This window comes from Promicromonospora sp. NPDC019610, assembly GCF_044389365.1.
Classification (GTDB): domain Bacteria; phylum Actinomycetota; class Actinomycetes; order Actinomycetales; family Cellulomonadaceae; genus Promicromonospora.
In genome coordinates this window covers 2,064,540-2,089,579 of the sequence record NZ_JBIRXX010000002.1, presented here as the reverse complement: position 1 = coordinate 2,089,579, position 25,040 = coordinate 2,064,540, and the positions used below count along the sequence as shown (strand labels likewise).

The window sequence follows — 25,040 nt, the reverse complement described above, 5'->3', positions numbered from 1 at the left end:
CTACCGGTCCAGCACCGCCTTCAGCGACGCCTCCAGGATGTCCACGCCGCCGTGCAGGTCGTCCTCGCTGATCGTCAGCGGCGGCGCGATCCGGAAGATGCCGCCCATCCCTGGCAGCTGCACGATGTTCATGTGCAGTCCCCGGTCCAGGCAGGCCGCGGTCACGGCGCTGCCCAGCGCGTCGGCGGGGGCCTTGGTCACCTTGTCGCGGACCAGCTCCACACCCTGCAGCAGCCCGCGGCCGCGGACGTCGCCGACCACGTCGTAGGCGTCGCGGAGCGCGAGCAGCCGCCCGGTGAGCTGTTCGCCCAGACGCGCGGTCCGCTCGACGAGTCCCTCGCGCTCGATGACGTCGAGCACGGTGAGCCCCACGGCCGCCGCCAGCGGGTCCGAGACGTGCGTCGTGTAGAAGAGGAACCCGCGGTCGTAGCAGACCTGCTCGATCTCGGCGCTCGTGATGACGGCGGCCACCGGCAGCCCTGCGCCGAGCGTCTTCGACAGGGTCAGGATGTCGGGCGTGACGCCGTCGCGCTCGAACGCGTACATCGTCCCGGTGCGGCCCAGGCCGGTCTGCGCCTCGTCCAGGACGAGCAGCATCCCGCGCTCGTCACACAGCTCCTTGAGCCGGCGCAGGTACCCGGGCGGCAGGTCGATGATCCCGCCGGACGACAGGATGGGTTCGACGACGCACGCGGCGAGGCTGCCGGCGGACTGCTGGTCGACCAGGGCGAAGCCGTACGCGAGCTCGGCCTCCCAGTCGTACGACCCGTCGGCCGAACGGAACGGCGAGCGGTAGGCGTTCGGGGTGGGCAGGGCGAGGTTCCCGGGCGTCGGCGGACCGTAGCCGCGGCGCCCCGCCGAGAAGGTCGCGGACGCCGCACCCTGCGTCATGCCGTGCCACGAGCGGTCGAACGAGACGATCTCGTAGCGGCCCGTGTACAGCTTGGCCATCTTGATCGCGGCCTCGTTGGACTCCGCGCCCGTGCTCAGCAGCATCGCCTTGTCGAGGCCGGCGGGCAGCGTCCCGGTCAGCCGGTCGGCCAGCCCCAGCACCGGCGCGCTGAGCATGCCGCTGAACAGGTGGTCCAGCGAGGCGACCGACGACGACACCGTCGCGACGATGTCCGGGTGCGCGTGCCCCAGGATCGAGCTCATCTGGCCCGACGTGAAGTCGAGGATCGGCGTGCCGTCGCTGTCGTAGACGTACGAGCCGGCGGCGCGCTCGATCAGCCGCGGGCTGAAGCTGGGGCCGTAGCGGATCAGGAGGCGGTCCGCCTCGTCCTGGAACGTCATGTCGATCGCCGTCCTTGTCGTGGTGAGCCGAAGGCCATCCTCGATCGCACGAAAGGATCAGGACAAGCAAACAAAACCGCGCGACCGTTCGCTATCCCCGTACAGTCGCGTCATGCTCAACCCCCGGCGGCTCGAGATCCTGCGGGCGGTCCTCGCGGCCGGCTCCATCAACCAGGCGGCCCGGAACCTCAGCTACTCGCCCGCGACGATCAGCCAGCACATGACCGCGTTGGCGCGCGAGACGGGGCTGGTCCTGTTCGAGAAGCGGGGGCGTGGCATCGTCGCCACCGACGACGCGCGGCACCTGGCCGACCAGGCCCAGGTGCTCCTGGCCGATTTCGGTCTGCTCGAACGGGTCGTGGCGGACCTCCGCAGCGGTCAGGGCCAGCACCTCGCCGTCGCCTGCTTCGCCTCGGCCGCCGAGCAGTGGATGCCGACCGTCGTGCGGGGCGTTCGCGAGCTCCAGCCCAACCTCACCGTCGAGATCAGCCTGAACGAGCCCGTCGACGGGCGCGGACGACGGCGGCCGGACCTCGACGTCCGGACCGAACCCGCCGGCGGGGCCGAGGTGCACCTCGACGGATACCGGCGGCACGAGCTCACCGTCGAGGGCTTCGTCGCCGTGCTCCCGGCCGACCACCCGCTCGCCGCCGGCCCCGGGTCCAGCCCTGGGTCCGGCCCCGGGTCTGGCCCCGACGTCGACCTCGGGGTCCGCTCCGAGATCAGCCTCCGGGACCTCGCCGGCGAGCCCTGGATCGACTACGACATCTACGACAGCCCGATCGGGCAGATCGTCCTGACCGCGTGCAGCGCCGCCGGGTTCACACCGCGCTACGCCGCCCGGCTCGACGACCACCGGGCAGCGCTCCGACTGGTGCTCGCGGGGGTCGGCGTGACGGTCCTGCCGCTCCTCGCGGTCACCGACCTGCCCGAGGGTCTGGTCGCCCGGCCCGTGGTCCGGCCGGCGGTCGCGCGGCGCATCGTGGTGCACGCCCGCCACGACCGGCGGCGGGCCGCGCTCATCGCCCACGCGGTGGCGCAGCTCCACGCCGCGGCCCGCGAGACCGACGCGGCCACGCCCGGCGCCGCCGGCAAGACCGACGCAGTCGGCCGCCAGACCGACGCTGCCACGCCCGGCGCCGCCGCCGCCGTAGTCAGCCGCCCAGCAGCCCGATCGCGGCCGTGACCACCTCGGCGGACCGGTGCGCGGCGTCGTCCACGTGGGTGCGGAACTCGGTGCCGTCGGGGGCGCACAGGTCGGAGACGGCCCGTACCGACACGAAGTCCACGCCGAAGTTGTGGCAGAGCTGGGCCAGCGCGGCCGACTCCATGTCGACGGCGAGCACGTCGGGGAAGTCGGCGCGGAGCTGCTGTGCCAGGTCGCTGGTCACGAACTTCTCGCCGGACCCGATGCTGCCCTCGCGCACCTGGTCGTCGACCGTGGCCGCGGCCCGGCGCACGGCGTCGGCGAGCGTGGGGGCGGCGTCGTACGCCTCCGGCATGCCCGGCACCTGGCCGAGCACATAGCCGAAGGCGCGGGCGTCGGCGTCCGCGTTCACGATGCGGGCGCCCAGCACGACGTCGCCCACGGCGACGTCCTTGGCGAGGCCGCCGGCGCTGCCCGCACTGATCAGCGGCACGCCCGCGCCGTACCGGAGGATCGCGCCCGTGCCGGCGGCCGTCGCGTTGACGAAGCCGATGCCGGTGCGGACCAGCACGACGGGCCGGCCGGCCAGTGTGATCGGGCGCTGCTCGGCGAAGCCGACCCGCTCGGGCTCCCCGACGTCGGACGCGAGGGACAGGAACGGCGCTGCCTCGTCGTCCATCGCGACGAGCACGACGGCGACCGGGGCGACAGGCGCGTCGCTCAACGGTTGGCCCCGCCGGTCTGCTCCGGCGACACCGGCGCGCCCGGCAGCGGCGAACCCGGCAGCGGAGTGCCGGGCAGTGGCGCCCCGGGGCGCAGCACGCCGTTCGCCGCGTCCCGCGCCGCGGCCTCGCGAGCCGCGGCGTCCCGGGCGGCGGCGTCGGCGGCCGAGGCCTCGCCCGGCGCGCCCTCCGCGTAGACCTGCGACCAGACGCCGCGCGCCGACAGGAAGGCGGACGCCGCCTCCTGCGCACCGCTGAGGGTGTGGTTCGCGCCCCAACCGCACTGCACCTCGTTCGCGGCGGGCACCTCGCTGGCCGCCACGATGTCGTGCAGGGTCGCGTCGATCAGCGCGAGCACGTCGTCGTACTCGGGCTCGCCCTGCAGCATCAGGTAGAAGCCGGTCTGGCAGCCCATGGGGGAGAAGTCCAGGACGGCGTCGGAGTGGTTGCGCGAGTGCTCCGCGAACAGGTGCTCCAGGGAGTGCACCGTGGGCATCTCGAGGTGCGCGACGTTGGGCTGGGTGAAGCGCACGTCGTACTTGACGATGACGTCGCCGTGCGGGAGCTGCTTGCGGTCCGCGAGGCGCACGTAGGGCGCGGCGACGGCGCGGTGGTCGAGGTTGAAGGACTCGACGTTCATACGGGGCGCTGGGGAGGATGCTGACTCGGTCACGGTCCGAGCCTATGCCGTCAGCGGCGCCGGTACATGTGCCCTCGCGTGCTCGACCGCGGCGGGCAGATCGGTGAACAGGTGGCTCTCGTGCGCCAGCATCCGGTTCAGACCCACTGCCTCCAGGAGCTTGCGGTGCTGCGGCTGGATCCCCTTGACCAGCACGGTCACGTCCCGCTGTTCGAGCTCCAGCACGAGATCGGCCAGGGCCCGCGCCCCGGTGGCGTCCACGAGCTGCAGGTGGGAGAGCCACAGGATCACCACGTCGACGGGCTCGCGCAGGCAGGGCTCGTCCTCAGGTCCGCCGGCCCCGCCCGGCCCGGCGCGCTCGCCGTGCGTGATCGCCGTGACCTCGCTCAGTATCCGGTCGGACGCGCCGAAGAACATGGCGCCCTCCAACCGGAACAGCGCGATGCGCTCGTCACCCTCGTGCGCGACACCGGGCAGGGGCTCGCGGTGCACCGCCGCGGCACCCGCCACGGCCTTCAGCGCGAAGAACGCGGCGACGAGCAGGCCGATCTGGACGGCGTCGATGAGGTCGAAGGCCACGGTGATCACGGCGGTGACCACGAACGTCAGCGCGTCGGGCCAGGTGGAGGTGAGCACGGACCGGATGGTCGAGGCGCCGATCATCCGGAACGACGTGACCATGAGCACGCCGGCGAGCGCGGCGAGGGGGATGTGCCCCACGGGCCCGGTGGCCAGGTAGATGACGGCGAGGATCACGAGGGCGTGGACGACGGCGGCCAGGCGGGTGCGCGCCCCGGAGCGCACGTTGACCGCCGTGCGCGCGATGGCGCCCGTCGCGGGGATGCCGCCGAACACGCCGCTGGCCAGTGACGCGAACCCCTGCCCGACGAGCTCCCGGTCGGGGTGGTAGGTCGCCGTCCGGCCCTGGGCGCCGCTCATCGTGGCCGCCACCCGGGCGGACAGCAGCGACTCGATCGCGGCCAGCGCCGCGACGGCGACGGCCGCGCCCACGAGGTCGCGGACGGCGTCCGGGGTCGCGTCGGGCAGCACGGGGACGGGCAGGGAGCCGGGCAGCGCGCCGATGCGCGGCACGGGTGCGTCGAACAGCCCCGCCAGCAGTGTCACGAGCGCGACGGCGACCAGCGACGCAGGCAGGGCGCCGGCCACACGCGGCAGCAGGAGCATGACGGCGGCGACCACGCCCACGACCCCGAGCGTCCAGACCCAGGTGGGCAGCCCGCCGTCGGCCGGGCTGCCGGACCCGATCGCGGTGCCGACCGACCGTACCGCCGTGACCAGCGTGTTGTGGCCGGTCTCGGCGGCGATGCCGACGGCGGCCGGCACCTGCTGCAGGAAGATGATCGCGGCGATGCCGAGCGTGAAGCCCTCGACGACGGGCCACGGGATGTAGGTGACCACGCGGCCCAGCCGGAGCAGCCCGCACCCGAGCACGAGCGCACCGGCGAGCAGGGTCACCAGGGCGACCGAGCCGACGCCGTGCTGCGCGACGATCGGCGCGAGAACCACGGCCATGGCCCCCGTGGGCCCGCTGACCTGGAGGTTCGACCCGCCGAAGACGGCGGCGACGATGCCGGCCACGACCGCCGTCACGAGCCCGGCGGCCGGACCGACGCCGGAGCTGACGCCGAAGGCGAGCGCGAGCGGCAGGGCGACGACGCCCACCGTGATCCCGGCCAGCAGGTCGGACCGCAGCGTGCGCGGCCGCAGGTCGTAGTCGGCGCGCGACGGCATGAGATCGCGGATGTCGACGCGCTCGCGGACGGCAGCGGTCAGCCTGGCGCGCATGGACGGTGGCCCGCCAAGGCGGTGCTCGACGGTATCCCCCATAAGTGAAGGACCGTAGCAAGATCACGGCCCGTCCGCTCGGTGAGCGGCTCGATAAATGCCCAGGTCAGAGCGCGTTTCGGGCGTAACGGGGCGCACCGGTCATCCTGCGGCCGTCGGTCGCCCGTCCGGCCGCCCGGCCCTGTTCCGGAGCCCGTACTACGCTGCACCGCGTGAGCAGCAGCGACGCCCCCGCCCCCGACGCACCTCCCACGCTGGCCCAGGTGGTCGCCACGCTCGACGGCCTCTACCCGCCCTCGACGGCCGAGGGCTGGGACGCAGTCGGCCTCGTGGTCGGCGACCCGGCCGCCCCGGTGCGCAAGGTGCTGTTCGCGGTGGACCCGGTGTCCGCCGTCGTCGACCAGGCCCTCGACTGGGGCGCCGACCTGCTCGTCACCCACCACCCCCTGTTCCTGCGCGGCGTCAGCTCCGTGGCGGCCACCACCTTCAAGGGGTCCGTGGTGCACCGGCTGCTCACCGGCGGCTGCGCCCTGCACGTGGCGCACACCAACGCCGACGCCGCACCCCGCGGCGTCGCCGACGCGCTCGCCGACCTGGTCGGCATCACCGACCGGCGTCCGCTCGAGGTGAGCGGCGGCGCCCCCGGCACCAACGGCGCCGAGGGGACCGCCGCCACCCGCGGCATCGGCCGCGTCGGCCGCCTCGCCGAGCCCACCACCCTCGGCGGCTTCGCGCGCCGCGTCGCGGCCGCGCTGCCCGCCACCGCCCAGGGCATCCGCTTCTCCGGCGACCCGGACGCCCCGGTGACCACGGCCGCCGTCCTCGGCGGGTCCGGCGACGGCTACTTCGACGCCGTCCGCGCGGCCGCCGCCGACGTCTACGTCACCTCCGACCTGCGCCACCACCCGGCCTCCGAGCTGCGCGAACGCGCCGAGTTCGAGGCCCGCGCGGCCGGTGCCCCCGGACCGGCGGGCACCCCCTTCCTCGTGGACACCGCCCACTACGCGAGCGAGTGGCCCTGGCTGCGCTACGCCGTCGAGGACCTCGCCGCGGCGCTCGCGGGCGACGGCCTCGCGGTCGAGGCCCGCGTCAGCGAACTGGTCACCGACCCCTGGACGGGCCAGATCCCGTCCCGCTGACACGTCACGGGGGACACCTTCCGGGTGCGCCCGGGACCTCGGGCGCGGGGTAGCGTTGGACCACCCCCAGATCACGACCGAGAGGACGCCTCCCGTGGCTACTGCACCACCCGAAGACCAGCGCAGGCTGCTGGAGGTCCAGGCGCTCGACACCCGCGCTCAGCAGCTCGCCCACACGCGCAAGAGCCTGCCCGCGCTCACGCAGCTGACCGAGCTCGACGGCCGCATCGCCGACCTGCGCGCCTCGCTCGTCGAGTCGCGGACCCGGGTGGCCGACCTGAAGCGCGAGCTCACCAAGGCGGAGAACGACGTCGAGCAGGTACGCAACCGCGCCGCGCGCGACCAGCAGCGGCTCGACACCGGCAGCGTGAGCGCCAAGGACGCCGTGGCGCTCACCGACGAGCTCCGCTCGCTCGCCGCCCGCCAGGCCGCGCTGGAGGAGGTCGAGCTCGACGTCATGGAACGCCTCGACGCCCACGAGGACGCGCTGGCCAAGGTCGAGGCCGCGAACGACGAGCTCGTCGCCGAGAAGACCCGGGTCGAGGCCGAGCGTGACGCGGGCTGGGCCGACGTCGACGCGCAGGTCGCGGCGCTCGCGGCCAGCCGCGCGACCGCGGTCGAGGGCCTCGACGCGGGCCTGGTCGCGCTGTACGAGAAGCTCCGCGCGCAGCTCGGGGGAACGGGTGCGGCGGTGCTGAACGGCAACCGCTGCGACGGCTGCCGCATGGACCTGCCCCCGGTCGACCTGGACAAGATCCGCAGCGCGGCGCCCGACGCCGTGGTGCGCTGCGAGGAGTGCGGCCGCATCCTGGTGCGCGTCGCGTCCACGACCGGCGCTGCCGCCGGATGAGCCGCTGGACGAACCGCCGGACGAACTGCTGGACGAACTGCCGGATGAATCAAGCATGAGCGAGGCGCCCGGCCTCGACACGCACGTGCGTCCCTCGGGCATCCCCACGCGGTTCGACGACGCCGTCCCGCTCACCGTGGTGCTCGTCCGGCACGGTGTGACGCCGCTGACGGAGGCCGGCGTCTACTCCGGCTCGGACGCGCCCGGACCGTCGCTGAGCGCCCGGGGCCGGCTCCAGGCCGCCCAGGCGGCGGACGCCGTGTTCCGCATCGGGCGGGCGCCGCGGGCCGGGGCTGCGTCGTCGGGCGGGATGCGCGGTGGCGGCCTCTGGCCGGACCTGCCCCGGCCGACGGTGCTCGTCGCGTCCCCGACGGTGCGCACGCAGGAGACGGCGGCCGCCGTCGGACGGCGCCTCGGGCTGCACATGCGCACCGACGACCGGTTCGCGGAGAGCCGGTTCGGGCAGTGGGACGGGCATACGGCTGCGGAGATCGAGCAGGGCTGGCCGGGCGAGCTGGCGCAGTGGCACTCGACCGGCACCTTCGCGCCGCCGGGCGGCGAGTCGTACGCGCAGGTCGGCGCCCGCGTCTGGGACGGTCTCACGGAGCTGCTGGCCGGCGGCGTGGACCGCACGGTCGTGGTGGTGGGGCACGCGGGGCAGATCCGCACCGCCGTCGGGCAGGCGCTGGGGGCGCCCGCCTCGTACTGGGCGCGGCTGCGCGTCCCGCCCGCGTCGCTGTCGGTGCTGCGCCTGTGGGAGGACGGCACCACCGAGGTGACCGCCGTCGGGGTGCCGACCGACGGGTGAGCTGTCGACTGTTGGGCTACCGGCGGTTGAGCGCGCCCCGCGCGAACGCCGGGGCCAGCGGCACCAGCGCCAGCACGAGCACGGCGGGCAGGGCGAACCCGAGCCGCAGGTTGTCGGCGCCCACGAAGCCGGTGAGCACGGCCCCGAGCAGCGCGCCGACGTAGTTGAACTGGTTGAACCGCGCGATGACGGCGTCGGTGCGGGCGCGGTCGGGCTCGGGCGCCGAGCCCTCCGTGCCGCCGTCCACCGCCGTCTTGGCCGCCGAACCCGCGGTACTTGCCGAACCCGCGGTGCTTGCCGACCCCGCCGCGATGCGGCCCGCGGCCGAGAAGCTCAGCGGTGCCACCAGGGCGACCGCCGCGCCGAGCACCGTGAACCCGGCCACGGCGACCTGCCAGGTCGGCGCGAGCGCCACCAGCGTCAGCGACCCGCAGGCGACGACCGCCCCGATCCGGAGCAGCGGCACCACGCCGAACCGGGTCACGAGCTGCCCGCCGCCCAGCCGCACGATGATCGACGTCACGAGGTAGGGAAAGGTCGCCAGGGCCACGAGGTTGCCGGGCGCGTCGAAGGAGCGCGCCAGATAGGCGGGGCCCCAGGTCGAGGCCGTGGTGTCGACCATGTAGAACACGACCAGCCCGGCGCCGACGAGCCAGATGGGCTTCCACGGGATCGGGGCGGCGTCCGGGGCCGGCCTCAGGCTCTGCGTGCCGCCGCCGGTCGGCGTGAGGCCGGGCACGACGTCGCCGGTCGGCATCAGGCCGGGCGCGGCGTCGGCCCCGGCCGCGACGCGTGGGACGAACCGCGCGAACGCGATCGCCGCGGGGACCAGCGCGACGAACGCGCCGACCGAGGGGGAGAGGTGCCCCGTTGCCAGGGCGGTCGCGGCGGCGATGATGCCGCCGGTGGTCCAGTAGCCGTGGGACGACGGCAGGATCGGGCGGCCGTACCGGTGCTCCAGGTCGACCGCCTGCATGTTGGACGTGGCATCGACCAGGCCGAGTGCGATCCCGTAGAGGGCGACGCCGCCGACGAAGAAGCCGACGGCCGGCGCCAGGGTGATCGTCGGGACGGCGACGACCATCAGCCCGAGCCCGAGGCGCAGCATCGGGGCGCTGCCGACGCGGTGCGCGGCCCGCTCGGCGACCAGCGACCCGACGCCGGCGAGCAGCACCATCATGAGCAGCAGCAGCGAGAGCGCCACCTCGTCCAGCCCCCACCGGTCCAGGAACCGCGGCAGCCGCGTGGTGAGGCTGATGAAGACGAAGCCCTGCGCGAAGAACGCGGCGGCCACTGCGATCCTGGCGCCCGCCAGGCTGCTGATCCTCATGACCGCACATCCAACCGGTCGGTAGGCGTTGGCGCCAGGGCTGTGTCCCACCCGTTACCGGCCCGGCGTCCGACCCGCCGTCCGACTCACCGTCCGATCCACCCCTCCCCTTTGAGGCCCGGGTTTCTTCGCTTTCACCCGCTCGAAAGCGAAGAAACCCGGGCCTCAAAGGGGATGTTGAGAACGGCGATCGGGAGGAGCCTCAGGCCAGGACCAGCTCCAGCGTCCGCGGGCCGCGGGGCTTGCCGTCCAGCAGGTTCGCCTCGATGAGCGTCTGGTCCTTGCCCGAGCCGATCTCGGTGAGCATCACCGACCCGACGAGTTCCTGGGCGGCCTTGAGCACGTCCTCGCTGGTCCGGGCCTCAGGCTCGCGGCGCAGCAGGTGCCCGGCCAGCACGCCGCGGGTGTGCTTGGCGTTGTGCGACACGACGGTCCGCTTCCCGTCGGTCTCGCGCAACACGCGCACCTCGACCCACTCGGCGGACGGCGTCTCGTCGGCGGCGGGCGTCGTCCGCGGCTTCCAGGCGGCGACGTACGTCGCGGACCGGCAGTCCACGACGACGTCGCCCGCGGCCCGCGCGTCGAGCACCTCCGCGAGGGCGGGCTTCCAGAAGGTGGCGAGGCGGCCGGCGTCGGGCAGGCCGACGCCCATGCCGAGCCGGTAGGCGGGGATGCGGTCGCCGGGGGCGACCACGCCCCACAGCCCCGAGAAGGTGAGGACGCTCGCCTCGGCGCGCCGCGCGGCGGCGTCGGGCAGGGTGGCGAGGCCGGCCGCCGCGTACAGGACGCCCGTATAGACCTCAGATGCGGGGGCTGCCGGCGCCGTGTGGAGGGTGGTGTTGCGCGCCACCTCCTCGGCGAGCCCGGCGCTCACCCCGAGCGCCGCCGTCGCGTCCGGCCGCGCGCTGACCTGCGCCAGCTCGGCGAGCAGCTGCTCGCGCCGGGCGGTGAGCTCCGGGTGAGCCAGGGTGGTGAGGTCGAGGGGAGCGGCGCCGTCGGGCGCGGGCGTCTTGCCCTCGGAGGGCGGCAGGAGCAGGAGCACCCGCCTAGCCTAAGTGTCGCGGGCGGGGCCACTAGGGTGAGCCGGCATGGCGCAGGTCAAGGTGTACGGGAACCGGTCGGTCTGGGGCGAGCGGCGCGCGGAGGTCTCCGACGCGCTCCACGAGGCGCTCGTACGCACCTGGCAGCTCCCCCCGGAGAAGCGGTTCCACCGCTTCCTCCTGCTGGACGACGGCGACCTGGTCGCGCCGCGCTCGGACGCCTACCTGGTCGTGGAGATCGTCTGCTTCACCGGCCGCAGCCGCGAGGCGAAGCGTGCGCTGATCACCTCCCTCTACGACGACGTCGCGCCGCGCCTCGGGCTGACGGCGGACGACCTGGAGGTCGTGATCCTGGAGAGCCCGCGGGAGAACTGGGGGATCCGCGGGGTGTCAGGGGATGAGCTGACGCTGGGGTATCGCGTGGACGTCTGAACCGGCGAGCGGTGCGGAAGGTTGACGGTACTCTTCTACCTGCGGACGAGTCGGTCGGGCGGTCGCGTCGGGCACCCTCGGGTGCCTGCCGAGGAACGTCCGGGCTCCACAGGGCAAGGTGGTGGTTAACAGCCACCCGGGGTGACCCGCGGGACAGTGCCACAGAAAACAGACCGCCCTCGGTCTCCGGACCGGGGGTAAGGGTGAAACGGTGGTGTAAGAGACCACCAGCGCCACCGGTGACGGTGGCGGCTAGGTAAACCCCACCTGGAGCAAGGTCAGACAGACTGTGTTTGAGGGCTGCCCGCCCGATTCTCTTCGGAGAAGCACAGTCGGGTAGACCGCTCGAGCCCTGCGGCAACGCAGGGCCTAGATGGATGACCGTCGCCCGCGCGGGGGTAACCGCGCGCGGGAACAGAACCCGGCGTACAGACCGGCTCGTCCGCATTTAACGCTCTGACCTGCATTGGAGCCTTGGTCAGAGGTGCCCGGTACACATTGGGTACACATGAGTGTGTACCGCGTGGGGCTCAAGCAGCACACTGTCCGCCGTCGCCGGCCTGCAGGACTGCGATCAGAAACTGAAGTGCTAACTGTGGCCGACGGGCTGTATTGCGACTGCCGGGCATGAACATCGACAGTCGCTGGTGGGCAGCGATAAGCCCCGGCGATCGGCCCGGGCAACTCGTCCGTGAGGGGTTCCGCTTGAAGCGGCCCGAAGAGGAGAGACACGACCCGGGCATGAAGTCCGTCGGGGCTGGGAGGAATCATATCCGACGCGGGCAGCAGGACACCGAACCGTTGCGCCAGCGCAGCCTTGACGAGTTGCCGAACCCCTGGCGGGGCACTGGGACGAGGTCGATCACGCAGTGGTGCATCCCTGCAGGACCAGACCTGACACAATGATGGCCGGGCTGCGTGGGAGCGGAGCGTGGACGCATTCGAGGAACTGGCGGAGTACGGCCAGATCGACACCCAGGGCTACGAGTTGTTCGTGGCGCGTACGCTGCGCGCTGCCCGTTCTCGCGGATATCCGCCTCCTGACGGTGCGGGCCGCTGGAGGATCGAACATGCCCAGGATGTCGTTCAGGAACTGTTCGTGACCAAGGGCTCGGCGCTCACCCTCAGCCTGCTGGAGGCGACGAGCCTCGACTCGCTGGAGCGACTGGTCACCACGATCGTGCAGAATTTCCTCGCCGACAGTGCCAAGAGCACCGAGGTGGGCAAGTTACGCAGCCGGCTTGAGGGGCTGATGGCATCTGACGAGCGGTTCGTGGAGGTCGGGAAGGACCGCTGGGCCCTGGCAGACGGCCCGACGGACGCATCGAGCCACGACTTCACGGCACTGGCGCGAACAGCGCGTGGTGTCCGTGGCGTGCGGCTCAACCTTCCGCTGAACACAGGCGGGCCTACCTCTCGGCCGAACGTCGAAGCGCTGCTGGCCGTCGCGCACGCCGTGATCGGTCATGCCGACGGCGCGGTCCGGGGCCAGGAATTGACTCGTGCGGTCGCGGCTCGCTTCGGCCTGCTTCCCCAGCATTCCGTGCCGCTGCCCGGCCCCGAGGAAACCGCAACAGCGATCGAGGCTCCGGGGCCTGGACCTGCCGACACCGTCGTCGGACACTCAGCGGCCGGGGACCTCTTTCAGGAACTGACCATCGAAGAGCGGCGCGCGTTGGCCTGCGCTGCCGACGAGTTGACTGCGTCGAAGATGGCGGACGTGCTCGGACGCGGGCGCCGGCAGGCCACGGCGATTCTCGACCGCGCTCGCGAGAAGGTCCGGCTGGCAACGACCGATGAGGAGCACGGATCCGTCGTGTCCGAACTTGTGACCCTGATCATGCTGTGGAACGGCAAGGCGTCGTCCGATAGCTCGTCCACCGATGGTGAGAGTGCGACGACCGTCGCGGCTGAGGCGAGGAGCGACCGATGAGTGGACGGGCACCCAAGAACGTCCGAGCAGCGCTGGCATCAGTCCGGTTGCCGGAGGCAGCTCGTGCGGCCTGGCAGGGAAAGCCACCACCACCAGAGCCTGCCCAGATCTGGCGAGCGCGGTGGGACAAGACGTCGGTGCTGCTCGTGGTCCTTGAAACCGACCGGGCATCCATCCGAGCAGCTCGTGTCACGACCGAGGTAGAGAGAGCGGACAGCGCGGCACTGATTGTGCCGGAAGCCCTGACCAGCCTGGGAAGCCGCATTGCCGTATGGATCGACCTGGCGCGCGAGCTTCCCGTCAGGGTCCTCGACCGCCACTTGGGCTCCCTCGAACCAACCGCTCTGAACGAATCGGCCTCGGGCGAACCGCGCCCGGCACGAGGCGCCGAGTCGTACTCCCCGATCGATGCCTCACGCGAGGCCCGCGCACGAGTCGAGGACGAGCTCGAAGAACTAGCGAATGCACGCTGGGCGCCCGTCAGTACGGGACGCCTTGTCGACCTACTCCGACAAGCCGGCATCACTGGCGCACGGCTTGCGGACCTGCCGGGCATCGGCCTAGCAGACGCGCTCAAGATCATCCGTGGCCAGCGCCCCGTGACCGAGACTCAAGCTCAAGCGCTGGCCGCACGGACAGGCCGGCCCGCTGCTGAGTGGATCCAGGCCAACCCGGCTCTGCCCGAGGACCTGGTTGCCGCGCTGGACCAGCCCTCGTCCCGCTCCCGGGTGATCGCGCTGGCCAAGACACGCAACCAAGACGAGATCGATGCATGGCGAGAAGCGGGGTACGAAGTCTTCGCCCTAGCTGCCCGGCAGACCGGTGAGCAGAAAAGCCCTGACTGGCCTACCCGCGTTGACCGATACTTCACGGCACATCGGGTCTGACTGCCATGACCGTCGCCCGCGACCTCCTGCGCCAACACACGGCCGAAGTCCTCGCCGCACTTGAGCGGTTCAAGCCGGGGAGCCGCGCGAGGCTCGGCTCGGACGCGCTGGCCACGATCAGCTCCTGGCCAGAACTTGAGGTGCAGTACGCCGAAAGCGTGAACCACGGCGCGTCCTGCGATGTCGCCGGGGCTTACCTCGCCGCAGCAAGCCCACCCATCCTCCAAGTCGCGTACGCGACGGCCGAACGCATGGGCTTCAGCGCCCTACATGAGCTCGGCCACCACCTCCAGCAGTCCGACGCCGCCCTCCTCCTCAACCTGCTGTCACAGGAGAACGGCGGGCGAGATCTTGAGGAGGCCGCGTGCGACGCGTTCGCTGCCGCGGTACTGATCCCGGAGACGGTGGCCCAGCAGACACTCGCCGACGGCGTGACCACCGCCTCGATCACTGATCTTCATTCGGTCACCCGGGCATCGAGGTCCGCCGTATGCGTCACCGCTGCAGCGCACCTCCCGGCCCCAGGGCACGTGTCGCTGCTGAACCCCGATGGAACCGTGTTGTTCGATGCCGCGCACGGCGAACCGCGCCTGCGCCGTGGGAGCGACCAGACGCGTGCCTCGGTCGTGGCTCACGCCCTCCGGTCTGACCGGCACAGGGCACAGGGCACGGGCCGCTTCGCATACAGGGATGGTATCCGGGGCCGGGACCTCTACATGCAGGCTGCGGACCTCGGGGGATTCCTCCTTGTCGTATCTGTCACCGACAGGGCTCCCTGGGTGAAGTTCGCGCCTACGCTCCGCGACGATCGTCCTCAAGCAGACACGGTGGAGTGCGAGTGCGGCCACACGTTCGAGTCGTGGGCGCCGTCGTGCGCGCGGTGCGGTCAACCGCGCTGCCCCGAGTGCGGACGATGCGCCTGCGCCCCCGCGGAACGCTTGTGTGACTCCTGCTGGTTGACGCTCCCGCTGACGATGTTCGACGGCGACTCGGCCAGGTGCCGGGACTGCGCGTGACCAGTGCGCACGAGAACGAGTTACCTCGTCCATAGGGGATGACCGAGGCCATCGGTCGCTCGGCCGTCACGGTGCCGAGTCCCTACCGCATGGAGCCACGCATGTCTCTCAGCACCAAGACCTACCCGTCTCTCAGCACCAACACCTACCCACCGCTGGAGCAGCTGCTCGAGCAAGCTCGTCGTCGGATCGAGGTCACTGCGCCCGAACTGGCCGAGGCGCGCACCCGCCGGTCGGAGGTCGCCGAGATCCTCCGCAACGAGTTCACTGGGTGCCGCGTCTACTGCAACGGCAGCATCGCTCATGGCGACGCCCTGACCCCGCTGGTCGACGTCGACCTCGGCATCGTCATCCCCGACCCCGGGCACCGGTACGGACCCGGGAAGCGCGGACCGAGCGAGCTGAAGGAGCGCGCCGCCGAGGCGCTGCGCACCGGACTCCGCGAGAAGTACGGCGACCTTCGCATCGAGGTCAAGGGACGCAAGCGCTCGATCCTCATTCGCTTCCGCGACCCGCTGCGCCCCGGTTGGGAGGACTTCACCGCCGACGTCATCGTCGCCATCGACAACCCCTACGCACGCGGGCTGTACATCCCCCGCTGGGACTCCTGGGACCGCTCAGACCCCGAGACCCACACCAGCCTCGTGCTCGACGCGATCGAGAAGACCGACAAGACCTACTCCCGGACGATCCGGCTGCTCAAGCACTGGGCCCGCCAGTACGACAAGCCTGCCCTGTGCTCCTGGCACATCAAGGCCCTCGCACTCGGCTGCCTGACTCGGCCGACCTCCCTCCTGACCGCGCTCGAGATCTGGTTCGATTACGCCATCGCCGAGCTGAACCAGCGCGACACCCCGGACCCTGCTCACGTCGGCCCCGACATCAAGACCCCCGACAACGACCGGCGCGCCGCCATCCGGCGCCTGGAGAAGGCGCGCGACACGCTGCACGAAGCGATCAGCCTCGAACAGGACGGCTGGGGCGTCCTCGCCCACGAGGCCCTCGCCAACTTCTTCGGGGACCCTGACATGCTGCCGCGGCCCGAGCGCGCCAAGGTCATCGGCCAGCACGCTGCACGACTGCGTGCCCGGCGCCGGCCCGATCACCGTGCCGCCGCAGCCGTCGCGCTCGTTCCGGCCCGGCCCGCCGTCCGGTCTTGGGCGCCGTGAGTTCGCCGTGCCGGGTCCCGCCGCCACCAGCGTGGCACTTGCGTGGGCCCGAGAATTGGTACGGGCGTGACCACCTGTGGGCCGCGCGTCTCGAGGCTGCGGCGGCCCGCCATTACGGCGACGCCCTGACGAAGGCCGTCACGAACACCGATCTCACCTACTGCAACACGGCTCTGGACGTCGTCGGACGGGACAGCCCCGCCCGGGTCACGGTCAAGTTCCTCCGCTACGGCGGCGAATGGAGCTACGGGCTCGCTCCCGGGGACTTCCCTAAGGTCTACACGGCGCCCGCGCCATCGCCGCACCGGTACCCCGACGGGAGTCTGTGCCTGTTCTACCCCCTCGACCCGCCATGGCGCCGATGGCGCTCGACTGACGGGCTCGACACGCTGTTCGGCCTCGTCGCCGACCACCTCTTCGCCGAGGACTACTGGCACGCCACCGGCGCGACCCACGGCGGCCACTGGATCCTCGACGAAGCACCACACGGCGTCACCCAACGGAGCGCACGATGAACACCGCACCCGCCCCCGGCACCACCTGGTCCTTCCTTGGGTTCGACTCCGCCGGGTGGGCCACCATTCTCACCGGCGTCATCGCCGTGTTCATCTTCCTCCTCGGCTACCTGCTCCAGCGCCGGCACGCGCGCCGCGACGAGCGCTCGAAGATGTTCGCCGAAGCACTGCAGGCGGTCGAGGATTACCTTGAGGCGCCGTACCTGATCCGCAGGCGGGACGGCTCGGCACCCGCCCGCATGGACCTTGTCCGGCACATCTCCAGCATCCAGTCACGGATCGAGTTCTACCGCGCCTGGCTCGCGATCCACGCCAAGCCCGCCGTGCACGAGGCCTACGACGCGTTCGTCGTCGCCGCGAAGAAGGAGGCGGGCGCCCAGATGACCATCGAGTGGAAGTCGCGTCCGACACGGCGAGATCACGACGTACCGATCGACCGCCCCTACTCGCGGCGCGACGCCGACCAGGCACGCCTGCGCGTGCTGCGGGCAATGAGCGTGAGCTTGAGGTAGAGGCCCAATCGGGTGCCAGTCGCAGACCTGCTTAGCGGAGGGTCAACATGCCGAGCCTGTCCTTCTACTCACGCGGCACTTGGTGCGGCCGCCTCAGGTGGCCGGGTGCTCATGACGAGGTCGATCGCCGTACGCGTCTGCTCTTCCTCGTCGGGCCACAGGTGGGAGTAGGTGTCCAGAGTCTCGCTGGCGTTCTTGTGGCCCAGCCGCGCCTGGACCGCCTTGACGGACGCGCCGTGGCGGATGAGCAGGCTCGCGTAGTAGTGGCGCAGGTCGTGGAAGGTAAAGCCTGAGAAGTTCGCTGCCTTTAGCGCGCGTCGCCACGTGTCCCAGAACGCCGAGCGGCGCAGTGCGCCGTTCTCGGTGTTGGTGAAGACCAGACCGTCGGGTCCCGGTGGGAACTTGCTCATGTATTCCTTCAGGGCCTTGATCGTGGACGTCGACAGCGGCACCTCTCGATAGCTCGCCTCGGTCTTGAGCGGTCCGAACGTCGGCTTGCCCGCGACCGATCGGTGATCTGCCGGTCAACGTGCATGACCTTGTTGTCGAAGTCGAGCCGATCCACAGTCAGGCCGAACGCCTCACCCTGCCGAAGTCCGGTGCATGCGGTGAACAGGATGAGGCCCCGGAACCTCTCGGGGAAGGCGTCGATGAGCGCCCACAGCGACTCGGTCGGGATCGGCTTGACGCGCTTGGGTGTCTTCTTCGGTAGGCGCGTACCCGCGCAAGGGTTCGACGTGATCCGGTTGGTGTCGACGGCGGACTTGAAGATGCCAGACACGATCCGATGGGTCACTCCGACCGTGGCTGGGGCGTACCCCTTGGTCTTGCCCTCGTCCAGAGCGATCGCGGCCGTCGAGAGCCACTTGACCCACGACTGGATGTCCTCGGAGTCGATCGAGGCGAGAGGCAGGTCTCCGAGCCGTGGGTATGTGCGGATCTCAAGGACCACGTCGACCTGGTCCTCTGTGTTGCCGCGATGGACTTGGAGCGTGCGCCAGTGCTCGGCGTACTCCTTGCGCGGCAGGTCCGCCAGCAGGGCGGGTAGAAACACTACAAGGTCGTCCATGTCGCCCTCGCGGCGGGTCAGGATGATCGTCCGGCCGTCTGCGTAGCGCGCCACGGCGGTGACCTCGCCCGGCCAGTAGTACCCGCGCTCCTGTCCGCCAGTGATCAGCTCGCCCGAAGCGACCTCAAGGGACGCCAGCCCAGTAAGCGGGTACGTGGTCACGGTGGCGTTGGGGCTGTCGGTGTCCAGGGCAGCCACGGCAAGCGTGACGACGGTGTGCTTGGTGTACAGGTGCACCTCGCCGGCGTCGTCTGCGAGGTTGCCGGTCACGTGCTCGACGTCGGCCTGCTGGGCGAGCAGTGCCACGGACGACAGCGCGTTGAGGTACCAGGCGGGCAGGTTGCCGTTGGGGATGCCGTCCCAGCCCGGGCAGCGCCGGATGCGTGGGAGCAGGTCGCGGATGTACTGGTGAGCGGTCTGGAACTCCATGACCCGACCGTCGCGCGTAGCCTGGTGGTGAGGCGCGGTGGGGCGCCCAAGATCACCCGAGGTCGACAGCGGTTCACCCGAGCGCTTCCGCGTCGGCCCATGTCGTCCGCGTGGGTCAGGTGGGAGCATTGCCGCCGTGGCGGACACCGACGGTGAGACCGATTGGCAGTGGGCGCGCAAGGTGCTGGTCACGTGGTTGAACACTGCCCGGACGGCGAGCTCGATGAACAGTAACGCGCTGGCCCCACCTGGTGAGCATGTGGATGCGCTGTGGGAGCGACAGGACCAGGTGGCGGCGATCCTGCGCCGCCTCAACGGAAACGACGCGGACGTGACCCTCCTTGAGCCTCGCGTGGGTAGTCGCCACCGTTTCTTCTCGGTCGAGCGAGGGACTCGGACGATCCAGGCTGCGATCGGGAAGATCGACACGATGGACGAGACGACGGCGCGGCTTGGTACGGACGCGCCGCGGATGCCTGCCGACGCCATGCACCCGGTGGTGTGGGGCGCGGCGTCGAGACTGTGGAACGACGGCCACTACGGGGCCGCCGTCCAGCGCGCCGCGACGTTCGTCAACGCGGAGATCCAAGACAAGGTGGGGCGCCATGACGTGTCCGACGTGGCGCTGATCCGCGAGACGTTCACGACGACCCGGCCGCCCGAGGTGGGCAAGCCTCGCCTGCGCTGGCCCGGCAAGGACGACAACCTCACGGTCAAGGCGATGCGCGAGGGCATCTTCTCGTTCGCCGTCGGCTGCTTCCTCGCGATCCGGAACCCGACCACGCACGGGGTCGACGACTTGCCCCGGCAAGAGGCGCTTGAACAACTGGCGACGCTCTCGACGCTGGCACGGTGGATCGATGGCTGCGAGCTGGTGACGGCACCAGGCGTCAGTTGAGCCCTGCCGGTCGCGGGCCAACCCGTGCGGCGTGCCCGGGAGCGGTGCCTCCTCGCCTCATCAGGGTTCGAGGCGGCCCCTGGGAGCCCCGATGTGATGGTGCGACGGTTGCAGGCTCGGGGCGTTCGGATGAGGCGATGAGCCAGTGGGCGATCTGGGCGAGGCAGCACCAGCACCTGGCACGACCACGCCCAGCCCTGGCCCTGCGCAGTCCGCACCCAGTCCGCAGGGAGTCCGCAAGAGCGCCACGAATGGTCGTCGGACCCAATAGTCTCCAACGCTCACAAGCCGCAGAATCCCAACGTTCTCGGCACCTCCCGCCGGGTACCCCGACAGGCCATGAAGCCTGCCGGGGAAACCCGGCGTACTGCCGTGTTCGGAAACCTGCTGTTCAACGCCGCCACCGCCGCCGTCAAGATCGGTGCGGCGCACCGAGCTGCCGATCTGCTGGCCGAAGCACGGTCGGCGGCGGCGAGGACCATGACCAGCGTCGTCACCGAAGCGGCGATCTTCAGTCCGCGAGCAGTGGCACTTCAGGAGGTCGAGAACCTGTCCCGGAGCGACGACCCCGAGACGGCGCTGCGCCACGCCGCGACGTTGCCCGCACTGCCCGGTCAGCTGCCGGCCTTCTGGGAAGCTGGCCATGCCCTTCACATCGCGTCCGCCTCCGTCAAGACCAGACGGTACGACGACGCACTCCACCACCTCGACCGGGCCCATCACCTCGCTCCCGACTGGGCAACCAGCCAACCCCTCGGTGTCGCGACCCTGCGCACCTTGCTCGACCGAGCCGCCAGGCGACGCGGACCTCACTTCGCCGCACTCGCCAACGCCTACTGCGCGGGGTAAAGCGATACGCGCTCCGCACCGAGGGGTGGCACGCCTTGACGGGCGGTGGTGGGTGGGTCGCTGATTCCTGCAAGAACCAGGGAGCCTGCGACAGGCGCGGATATTTTATGCTGGCTTGTCCGATTGGCTTGGGCCGCCGCGACGAAGACCGTCAGCGAATGCCCCGTAGTCCAGCGCCGCCAAGCCTTTCCGCGCTAGGACGATCTTCGACGAGACTTCATCATAGTCACGTTGGAAAGTCGGCTCTGACGTTGCCAGAACGTGTACGAGTCGCCCAAGGAGTTCGACAATTTCCCGTCTCCGCCGCGTGGCCAGGTAGTTCGGAACTCCGGGTGCGCGGCCAGTGAATTCTTTCTCCTTCGAATTCAGCAACCACGCCCATTGTGCATGGGCAATGTCGTTGCGCTCGCTGACCAGGTTCTTGAGTTCCGAGTGCAGGATCGACTGGATCTGTTCAATCCGCTGAATGTGTGCCTCGGCAGCATCCAGAGTCTCAAGCGGAACATGGAAGGGGATGCCGTACTGTCGCCGCACAGCGAGTTCGATTGCCATCGACCACCTGTCTAGCTGCGATCTCTGTGCGACAATCTGATTCCGCTCCCGCTCATTGAACCCCGCGGGATCCCAGATGGTCTTGCGCAGCATTGCCTCGGCAAGGGCGCTCGCCACGAGCAGGTGCATCCGGCCCGCGAACTCAATCGCGGGATCGTCACCGGCTCGAATGGCTGCCTTGTGAGCACGCTCGGCCTGCTTCAGACCGTGCTTAACAGCCCTGAGATTCTCTGCGTGACGTCGGAACGGATGGTCTTGGGGAAGCGGCTTATATTCGGCCACGTCAATCCCCAATCCTCCAGTCGACTCACAGGCACCGAGGTCCACAAAGTTTAGAACACGTTGTTGACCTTGGTGCCTGGGAGTCGAACCCAGTATCTCCTCCCGAAGGAGGCGCGCTCCGAGCGCCCGCACCCGACGCCATTGTGGCACCGAGGCGAACGACCGTCCATCTGCGGCGAGTCGTGCTAGTCCGCGCGCCAGCACTCGGCTGCGTCGCCGGCGAGATCGCCAACCTGACAAGCTCGGCCAGACTGCTGTACGGATACGTGACGGAGTGCCGTGTGGTAGTTCCATAACACTCTGGTCTCGCTCTGGTGTCGGCCGCGGCTCGGCTTCTGTCATGATCCCGATATGGACCCAGAGCTGCCGATCGTGCAGGTGGACCTGTGGCGCGCCGACGCAGTGGTGCTGTTCGACTGGCTCATGTCGGTAGACCTGGACACCGTTCCGATCTCGCACCCTGCGCAGAAGCAGGCACTGATGGATCCGCTGACAAGGTTCGAGACGGAGACCGGCCTTCCGGGCGTGACCCAGGCGGAAATCGACGAAGCCCAGTTGGCCGTCGCACGAGACATGGGCTGGTAGACGCGCATGACCACCGCACTTTCACGGACGAGCGTTCTCCTCTCGCTGCAGAGCGCACTCTGGGATGCGGTCACACCCGGGCTGCGCGGTGTGGCGGTCCGCTTCGGTGGGTCCAGCATCGAGGGCCGGATGATCTACGACCACGATCCTGGCCCAGCGGATCACGAGGACTGTTCGCTGGTGGAGACGTACGTCGTCGCCGATTTCCCCGACGACGTCACGGTCAGCCTCAACGCCGTGGCTACTATCCCGCCGGAGCCGCGATCATTGCTCGCCGAAGAAGCGTGGGTGTACCTGCGCAAGGAACCAGCCCCACCCGAACCGTGGCATCCGCACCGCAACCCAGCAGCAGCGCCGCTGCTCGACTCACCGCGCACGCGCGGCGAGCTCACGACATTCATCGACGAACTCGCAACCACGATCATGGCCTCGCCGGACGCCTGGGAGAACGCCACGTTGCCCGCCTACCTCCATGCGCTCGCCGCCTGGGTCCGTGACCTTGACGGCTATTACCTGAACCGCGCCGAGCCCGTACCCGAGACGCCGTCCTGGAATCTCATGGCGCGGATGCTCCACGCCGCGACCGGATACGAGTAGGCGACCGCCGGCGCACGGTCGGTTTCCCGACTGCTACCCAGCTCAGTTGCGCAACCAGACGATATTGCGCTGCCCCGACGACGTTGCCGCGCGTTGTCAGCGGGGAGTCTGCCGGTACACATCGGGTACACATGACCGCCGTCTGAGCCCATCTCACGCCACCCTCGCCAACGCACAGCGACCCCGGCAGAACCGCGAGATTCCAACGTTCTCGCGGTGCCCAACCGACTCGGCGGACACCACGAGACATACCGGTACACCCTCCGGGAGAACCCGGCGTACAGACCGGCTCGTCCGCTTTTAAGGCCCTGACCTGCATCGGAGCATCAGTCGGAGGCTTCCAGGGGCGAGATCACGTTCGCAGTTGCGCCATGGTCGCGTGGCCTGAAGGCCGTGGTGATACCAGTAGGTGTCCAGGGTCTCACTCGCGTCCTCCGCCAGTGCTCGGCGTGCTCCTTGAACGTGAACTTGCCGGCGTCCGGGTCGACGGGTCGGAGTCGCTACCTCGCGTCGGCAAGGGTGATCCGGCGCCGTAGGGCCTGGGCTAGTGGTGCTTCCCACACGTCGGTGCCCTCCGTCGGATCGGGACCGTTGTGCGGAAGCCGGGCCATCGTCTGCTTGGTGACGCGGATAGCCTCCCGGTCGCGCCGGGCGATGCGCCGGGCCAGGCGCTTGGCCTCGGCCCACACGTTCTCGGTCGGGACGACGGATTGCACGAGCCCGCCCTCCAGCGCCTCCTGGGCGTTGATGGCATCACCGAGCAGCAGCATCGCGCGCGTCCGGCCGGACCCGATCTCGGCGACCAGGCGGTCCAGCACCTCGCTCGGACCCACCGGGATGCTGACGACCGTCTCGGGCGCGCGGAACCGTGCGTCCTCGGCGGCCACGCGCAGGTCGCTCGCGACCGCCAGCCCGAGCCCTGTTCCGGCGACGTTGCCGTGCAGCGCCGCGACTGTCACCGCCGGGCAGGTGCGCCAGGCGCGCAGCACCTCGTCGCTGAGCTCGACGAGGTTCCGGTAGCCGTCGGGGTCGTTGGTGGCGAGCTGGGCGAGCTCGTCCAGGTCGCCGCCTATGCAGAAGTGGCGCCCTTCGGCGCGCAGCACGATGGCGGCGATGTCGTCGGGCAGTGTCGTGAGCACGTCGCCCAGGGCGGTCAGCGTCGCTCGGTCGAGCCGGTTGTCGCCGTCGGGCCGCGTGAGGGTCACCACCAGCACGGCGTCCTCGCGGTTGACCACGACGGGTCCGGCGGCGGACGCGCTCTCACCAGCGGCCACCGCCGCACCAGCACCCGCGGTCGCGGCTGGACGGGGTCGCCGCCGTACCGGCACCGAACGTGTTCCGCGGAAGGCGAGGGTCTCGTCGTAGCCCACTGGCCCGGCGAACTCGAGATCGAACCGCTGCAGCACCTCGGGGAACAGGGTCGTCGCTTCCAGACGGGCCAGCGGCGCGCCTAGGCAGTAGTGCATGCCCACGCCGAACGCGAGGTTGCGGCGGGGCGGGCGCGAGAGGTTCAGGTCGTGCGGCGAGTCGTAGGCGTCGGGGTCGTGGTTGGCCGCGGCGACCACGGCGTGCACGATCTGCCCGGCTGCCACCGGGATGCCGCCCGGCAGCTCCGTGTCCTGCGCCGCGTACCGGGTCATGAGCTGTACGGGCGATACGAAGCGGACCAGTTCCTCGACGGCGCCGTGCACGGCTTCCGGGTGCTCGAGCATCCACGTGGCCTGGTCGGGCCGGCGCAGGAGCTGCACCACGCCGTCGGACAGCAGGGACGTCGTCGTCTCGAGGCCCGCCTCGATCATGACGTTGAGCTGGGAGCCGGCCACCGCGCGCACCGCGGGGTCGGTCTCTGTGTCGAGCCATTCTCCCAGCGGGGAGTCCTCTGTGAGCCGGGGTCTGGGCTGGGCTACGAGCTGTTCCCAGTACGCGTTCCACAGCTTGCCCGCGCGGTCGGCCTGCGCCATCCGCGCCTTGCTCGGCGCGAGGTCGTGCACGTTCGAGAGCATGCGGCTCATCTCGCACAGCAGCGGGATGTCCTCGCGCGGCAGCCCGAGAACGATGCAGAGCACCGCCATGGGCAGCCGGTCGCCGACCAGGGCCCCGAAGTCCGCCTCGCCGTCGGCGCGCAGCACCGCATCGAACCGGTCGAGGTACTCGTGGACTGTCTGGACGATCTGCGGTGTGAGGTCAGCGACCGACTGCGGCGAGACGAACGAGCCAAGGCTGCGGCGCAGCCCGGCGTGCCCGGGCGGGTTGGTGCCGAGCGCGGAGTCGTGCAGGAACTTCAGGCCCGGGTGCCGCACCCACGTCGGCTGGCGCGCGGTGCGCCAGGCGGCGTCCACGGTGCGCCAGCCGGATCCGCTGAGCACCTCGTGGCTCGCGCCGTGCGAGGTGACCATCCAGGCTCCCCACGGCATGCGTACCGCCGGGCCCATGGCCCGCAGCTCGTCGTAGACGGCGTGGGGGTCGGCGCGCCCTTCGGGCGTGCTCAGGTGCCGGATCAGCTTGGTCACGCGGCGGCGGGACCCGCGGTCCGAACTGGC

The 25,040-nt window shown here is 70.7% G+C and carries 24 protein-coding genes, 1 other RNA gene and 1 pseudogene; 16 read left to right on the top strand and 10 right to left on the bottom strand.

Features of this window, described 5'->3' with window-relative positions:
• The gene (locus ACH45N_RS20985) at positions 1-1,293 is read right to left on the bottom strand and encodes an aspartate aminotransferase family protein (protein ID WP_397397384.1); all 1,293 of its coding nucleotides are present in this window, start codon (positions 1,291-1,293) and stop codon (positions 1-3) included.
• 112 nt (positions 1,294-1,405) lie between these two features.
• Here ACH45N_RS20985 and ACH45N_RS20980 point away from each other — a divergent pair, with 112 nt between their 5' ends.
• Positions 1,406-2,479, top strand: a complete 1,074-nt coding sequence (locus tag ACH45N_RS20980) for a LysR family transcriptional regulator (protein WP_397397382.1) — start codon at positions 1,406-1,408, stop codon at positions 2,477-2,479.
• Here the strand turns inward: ACH45N_RS20980 and mtnN are convergent.
• From mtnN to ACH45N_RS20965, 3 genes and pseudogenes are all read right to left on the bottom strand, one after another.
• Positions 2,448-3,164 (bottom strand): 5'-methylthioadenosine/S-adenosylhomocysteine nucleosidase, encoded by a 717-nt coding sequence (gene mtnN, locus ACH45N_RS20975; RefSeq protein ID WP_397397380.1) that lies wholly within the window; start codon positions 3,162-3,164, stop codon positions 2,448-2,450. The two genes, ACH45N_RS20980 and mtnN, sit on opposite strands and share 32 nt — an antisense overlap.
• Positions 3,165-3,352: 188 nt before the next feature.
• A pseudogene (locus ACH45N_RS20970) lies at positions 3,353-3,802 on the bottom strand (S-ribosylhomocysteine lyase); the annotation flags it as partial.
• A 42-nt stretch (positions 3,803-3,844) separates the two neighbouring features.
• Positions 3,845-5,608 (bottom strand): SulP family inorganic anion transporter, encoded by a 1,764-nt coding sequence (locus ACH45N_RS20965; protein ID WP_397397378.1) that lies wholly within the window; start codon positions 5,606-5,608, stop codon positions 3,845-3,847.
• Positions 5,609-5,820: 212 nt separating this feature from the next.
• On the opposite strand from ACH45N_RS20965, the gene ACH45N_RS20960 reads away from it, so the two are divergent.
• The 3 genes from ACH45N_RS20960 to ACH45N_RS20950 all read left to right on the top strand — a co-directional run bounded on the left by ACH45N_RS20960 (position 5,821) and on the right by ACH45N_RS20950 (position 8,405).
• Entirely contained in the window at positions 5,821-6,747 is a 927-nt protein-coding gene (locus ACH45N_RS20960) for a Nif3-like dinuclear metal center hexameric protein (RefSeq protein WP_397397376.1), read from the top strand.
• Positions 6,748-6,841: 94 nt separating this feature from the next.
• Positions 6,842-7,597 carry a zinc ribbon domain-containing protein gene (locus ACH45N_RS20955; RefSeq protein WP_397397374.1) on the top strand — a complete coding sequence of 252 codons (756 nt, stop codon included), beginning with the start codon at positions 6,842-6,844 and terminating at the stop codon, positions 7,595-7,597.
• Between the two features lie 55 nt (positions 7,598-7,652).
• Complete coding sequence (locus tag ACH45N_RS20950) at positions 7,653-8,405, top strand: histidine phosphatase family protein (protein WP_397397372.1); 753 nt, start codon at positions 7,653-7,655, stop codon at positions 8,403-8,405.
• 16 nt (positions 8,406-8,421) lie between these two features.
• Here the strand turns inward: ACH45N_RS20950 and ACH45N_RS20945 are convergent, their stop codons facing one another.
• Together ACH45N_RS20945 and ACH45N_RS20940 are read right to left on the bottom strand one after the other, a co-directional pair.
• Positions 8,422-9,735, bottom strand: a complete 1,314-nt coding sequence (locus tag ACH45N_RS20945; RefSeq protein ID WP_397397370.1) for an MFS transporter — start codon at positions 9,733-9,735, stop codon at positions 8,422-8,424.
• A gap of 202 nt (positions 9,736-9,937) precedes the next feature.
• Positions 9,938-10,777: a YaaA family protein gene (locus ACH45N_RS20940; protein ID WP_397397368.1), complete on the bottom strand. Its 840-nt coding sequence runs from the start codon at positions 10,775-10,777 to the stop codon at positions 9,938-9,940.
• A gap of 46 nt (positions 10,778-10,823) precedes the next feature.
• On the opposite strand from ACH45N_RS20940, the gene ACH45N_RS20935 reads away from it, so the two are divergent.
• The 8 genes from ACH45N_RS20935 to ACH45N_RS20900 all read left to right on the top strand — a co-directional run bounded on the left by ACH45N_RS20935 (position 10,824) and on the right by ACH45N_RS20900 (position 17,239).
• The gene (locus ACH45N_RS20935; protein WP_397397366.1) at positions 10,824-11,207 is read left to right on the top strand and encodes a tautomerase family protein; all 384 of its coding nucleotides are present in this window, start codon (positions 10,824-10,826) and stop codon (positions 11,205-11,207) included.
• Positions 11,208-11,253: 46 nt separating this feature from the next.
• Positions 11,254-11,652: RNase P RNA component class A (rnpB, locus tag ACH45N_RS20930), an RNA gene on the top strand.
• A 486-nt stretch (positions 11,653-12,138) separates the two neighbouring features.
• Entirely contained in the window at positions 12,139-13,140 is a 1,002-nt protein-coding gene (locus tag ACH45N_RS20925) for a hypothetical protein (protein WP_397397364.1), read from the top strand.
• 137 nt (positions 13,141-13,277) lie between these two features.
• Positions 13,278-14,027: a hypothetical protein gene (locus tag ACH45N_RS20920; RefSeq protein ID WP_397397362.1), complete on the top strand. Its 750-nt coding sequence runs from the start codon at positions 13,278-13,280 to the stop codon at positions 14,025-14,027.
• A 5-nt stretch (positions 14,028-14,032) separates the two neighbouring features.
• A complete protein-coding gene (locus ACH45N_RS20915; RefSeq protein WP_397397360.1) occupies positions 14,033-15,043 on the top strand; it encodes an ImmA/IrrE family metallo-endopeptidase in 1,011 nt (336 codons plus the stop codon).
• A gap of 101 nt (positions 15,044-15,144) precedes the next feature.
• Positions 15,145-16,212, top strand: coding sequence for a nucleotidyltransferase (locus ACH45N_RS20910; RefSeq protein WP_397397358.1), 1,068 nt, complete (start codon positions 15,145-15,147; stop codon positions 16,210-16,212).
• 38 nt (positions 16,213-16,250) lie between these two features.
• Positions 16,251-16,727, top strand: coding sequence for a hypothetical protein (locus ACH45N_RS20905; RefSeq protein WP_397397356.1), 477 nt, complete (start codon positions 16,251-16,253; stop codon positions 16,725-16,727).
• Complete coding sequence (locus ACH45N_RS20900; RefSeq protein WP_397397354.1) at positions 16,724-17,239, top strand: hypothetical protein; 516 nt, start codon at positions 16,724-16,726, stop codon at positions 17,237-17,239. The genes ACH45N_RS20905 and ACH45N_RS20900 overlap by 4 nt, the downstream gene beginning before the upstream one ends.
• A 68-nt stretch (positions 17,240-17,307) precedes the next feature.
• Here the strand turns inward: ACH45N_RS20900 and ACH45N_RS20895 are convergent, their stop codons facing one another.
• Both ACH45N_RS20895 and ACH45N_RS20890 read right to left on the bottom strand, forming a co-directional pair.
• Complete coding sequence (locus ACH45N_RS20895; RefSeq protein ID WP_397397352.1) at positions 17,308-17,691, bottom strand: tyrosine-type recombinase/integrase; 384 nt, start codon at positions 17,689-17,691, stop codon at positions 17,308-17,310.
• The gene (locus tag ACH45N_RS20890; protein WP_397397350.1) at positions 17,658-18,737 is read right to left on the bottom strand and encodes a tyrosine-type recombinase/integrase; all 1,080 of its coding nucleotides are present in this window, start codon (positions 18,735-18,737) and stop codon (positions 17,658-17,660) included. The genes ACH45N_RS20895 and ACH45N_RS20890 overlap by 34 nt, the downstream gene beginning before the upstream one ends.
• 136 nt (positions 18,738-18,873) lie before the next feature.
• Here ACH45N_RS20890 and ACH45N_RS20885 point away from each other — a divergent pair, with 136 nt between their 5' ends.
• Positions 18,874-19,635: a TIGR02391 family protein gene (locus tag ACH45N_RS20885; RefSeq protein WP_397397348.1), complete on the top strand. Its 762-nt coding sequence runs from the start codon at positions 18,874-18,876 to the stop codon at positions 19,633-19,635.
• 339 nt (positions 19,636-19,974) lie between these two features.
• Positions 19,975-20,484: a hypothetical protein gene (locus ACH45N_RS20880; protein ID WP_397397347.1), complete on the top strand. Its 510-nt coding sequence runs from the start codon at positions 19,975-19,977 to the stop codon at positions 20,482-20,484.
• A 105-nt stretch (positions 20,485-20,589) separates the two neighbouring features.
• Here the strand turns inward: ACH45N_RS20880 and ACH45N_RS20875 are convergent, their stop codons facing one another.
• A complete protein-coding gene (locus tag ACH45N_RS20875; RefSeq protein ID WP_397397346.1) occupies positions 20,590-21,318 on the bottom strand; it encodes a hypothetical protein in 729 nt (242 codons plus the stop codon).
• A gap of 351 nt (positions 21,319-21,669) precedes the next feature.
• On the opposite strand from ACH45N_RS20875, the gene ACH45N_RS20870 reads away from it, so the two are divergent.
• Positions 21,670-21,903 carry a hypothetical protein gene (locus ACH45N_RS20870; protein WP_397397345.1) on the top strand — a complete coding sequence of 78 codons (234 nt, stop codon included), beginning with the start codon at positions 21,670-21,672 and terminating at the stop codon, positions 21,901-21,903.
• Between the two features lie 6 nt (positions 21,904-21,909).
• Positions 21,910-22,500: a hypothetical protein gene (locus ACH45N_RS20865; RefSeq protein ID WP_397397344.1), complete on the top strand. Its 591-nt coding sequence runs from the start codon at positions 21,910-21,912 to the stop codon at positions 22,498-22,500.
• A gap of 500 nt (positions 22,501-23,000) precedes the next feature.
• On the opposite strand, the gene ACH45N_RS20860 is transcribed toward ACH45N_RS20865, so the two are convergent.
• Positions 23,001-25,010 (bottom strand): cytochrome P450, encoded by a 2,010-nt coding sequence (locus tag ACH45N_RS20860; RefSeq protein WP_397397343.1) that lies wholly within the window; start codon positions 25,008-25,010, stop codon positions 23,001-23,003.
• Positions 25,011-25,040 lie beyond the last annotated feature (30 nt).